The sequence below is a fragment of the Lentiprolixibacter sp. genome, from assembly GCF_982873095.1.
In genome coordinates this window covers 8,447-9,697 of sequence record NZ_CEYNTP010000095.1, presented here as the reverse complement: position 1 = coordinate 9,697, position 1,251 = coordinate 8,447, and the positions used below count along the sequence as shown (strand labels likewise).

Annotated in this window: 2 protein-coding genes and 1 pseudogene; all 3 read right to left on the bottom strand. The window is 43.6% G+C overall.

Annotated elements, in window-relative coordinates:
* Positions 1 to 23: 23 nt before the first annotated feature.
* On the bottom strand, positions 24 to 470 hold the full coding sequence (locus AC4E7D_RS07325; RefSeq protein ID WP_490173158.1) for a DUF4890 domain-containing protein: 447 nt from the start codon (positions 468 to 470) through the stop codon (positions 24 to 26).
* 158 nt (positions 471 to 628) lie between these two features.
* On the bottom strand, positions 629 to 793 hold the full coding sequence (locus AC4E7D_RS07320; protein WP_490173157.1) for a hypothetical protein: 165 nt from the start codon (positions 791 to 793) through the stop codon (positions 629 to 631).
* A 187-nt stretch (positions 794 to 980) separates the two neighbouring features.
* A pseudogene (locus tag AC4E7D_RS07315) lies at positions 981 to 1,251 on the bottom strand (zinc-dependent metalloprotease); the annotation flags it as partial.

Here is a 1,251-nt window from a genome sequence, read left to right as displayed (position 1 = left end):
CAACCCGCCTTTTTTAATAAGGCTTACTTTCCGCGACGGTGATGTCCGCTCCGCTTTGAACGGTGTTGCTTTTTGCGATGTACGTTCATTTTCTCCCACTTATCATACTGTTCCGCACTTAGAACAGATTTCATTTTAGCCTTATGGGCGATCATCTGGTCCAAACGGGCCAGATGCTGTTCATAGCGCTCCTCTTTAGAGGGCTGGGAACCAGTTTCCCCGGCTTTCTTTTCTTCCCTCCCTGAACGTTGGGATTTGCGGAGTTCCGCCTGTTCCAGATTGAGTTTTTGAATTTCTTTCTGTTGTGACTCGTTCAGATCCAGGGCAAGTGTAAGCTGTTTTGTCTTCAGGGTGGCTATCTGTTCCGGAGTCATGTCTTTCATTTGTCCACGGTGTTTCCGGTGACCTTCATGCTGTGCCGTTACCAGTACACCAGTAAGCATCATTACGGCAAAAATCAGTTTTTTCATGTGTTTGTTTTTTAGATTCAATCCTAGGACTCCATTTCCTGTAAAAAGTTTAATAGGAAGCAGGAATTGAGTGCCTTCCTTCAAAATGAAGCAAAAAAAAAGTGTGGGGGTACCACACTTTCTTATCGCTATGTTTACTTGGGAAATTTGGGGTCTGATTATTTAAAGTCCAAATCACTTTTCTCAGGTCCTCTGTCGTTCTCAGCCAATTCCATTTGTGTTTGTTGTTCCATAGTGCCTGTTTCAGCATCGGTAACGTAATACAGTAGAATGGCGATCATCAATCCTAAAAAATATACGAGGCTTTTAGCTTTGTAGGTCATGATTGTTGGGATTTGTTACCTCCAAATTAGTCATTAATCCTTCCCCTTTTTGCAGTTTGTGGTAAAGTAACCTCCTAATGTTGTAAAACGATACTGTATTGTGGTAAAAACGGCCCCGAAGGACCGTTTGTTTTTATTGCTGTTATCCATTCAACCCAGAAACGTATCTTTTCATCGAAACCCAGGTTTAACTGGGATCCAGGATGTTGTCAATACGCTCGAGTATATCTCTTAAGTGATAGAGGCTCATCGTATCCCCGGTGTTACCCAGCGAGGCCCTGATATTTCGCTTAATGGTATTGAGCTCTGCCCGGGCAATAGAACGGATGTCTGACTGACTGGTGTTGACTGCAGTAGACTTCCTGTATCCTCCAAAATCAGGCAATTTTCGCTGGTTTTTGGCTTCCATAAGGTAGGCAAGGCGATCGATATGTGCCTTCTGCAAATTCCTCCTGTAG

Bases quoted from the DNA above. Each gene is read 5' to 3' on its own strand.
- AC4E7D_RS07325 (WP_490173158.1), bottom strand. From the start codon at position 470: ATGAAAAAACTGATTTTTGCCGTAATGATGCTTACTGGTGTACTGGTA.
- AC4E7D_RS07320 (WP_490173157.1), bottom strand. From the start codon at position 793: ATGACCTACAAAGCTAAAAGCCTCGTATATTTTTTAGGATTGATGATC.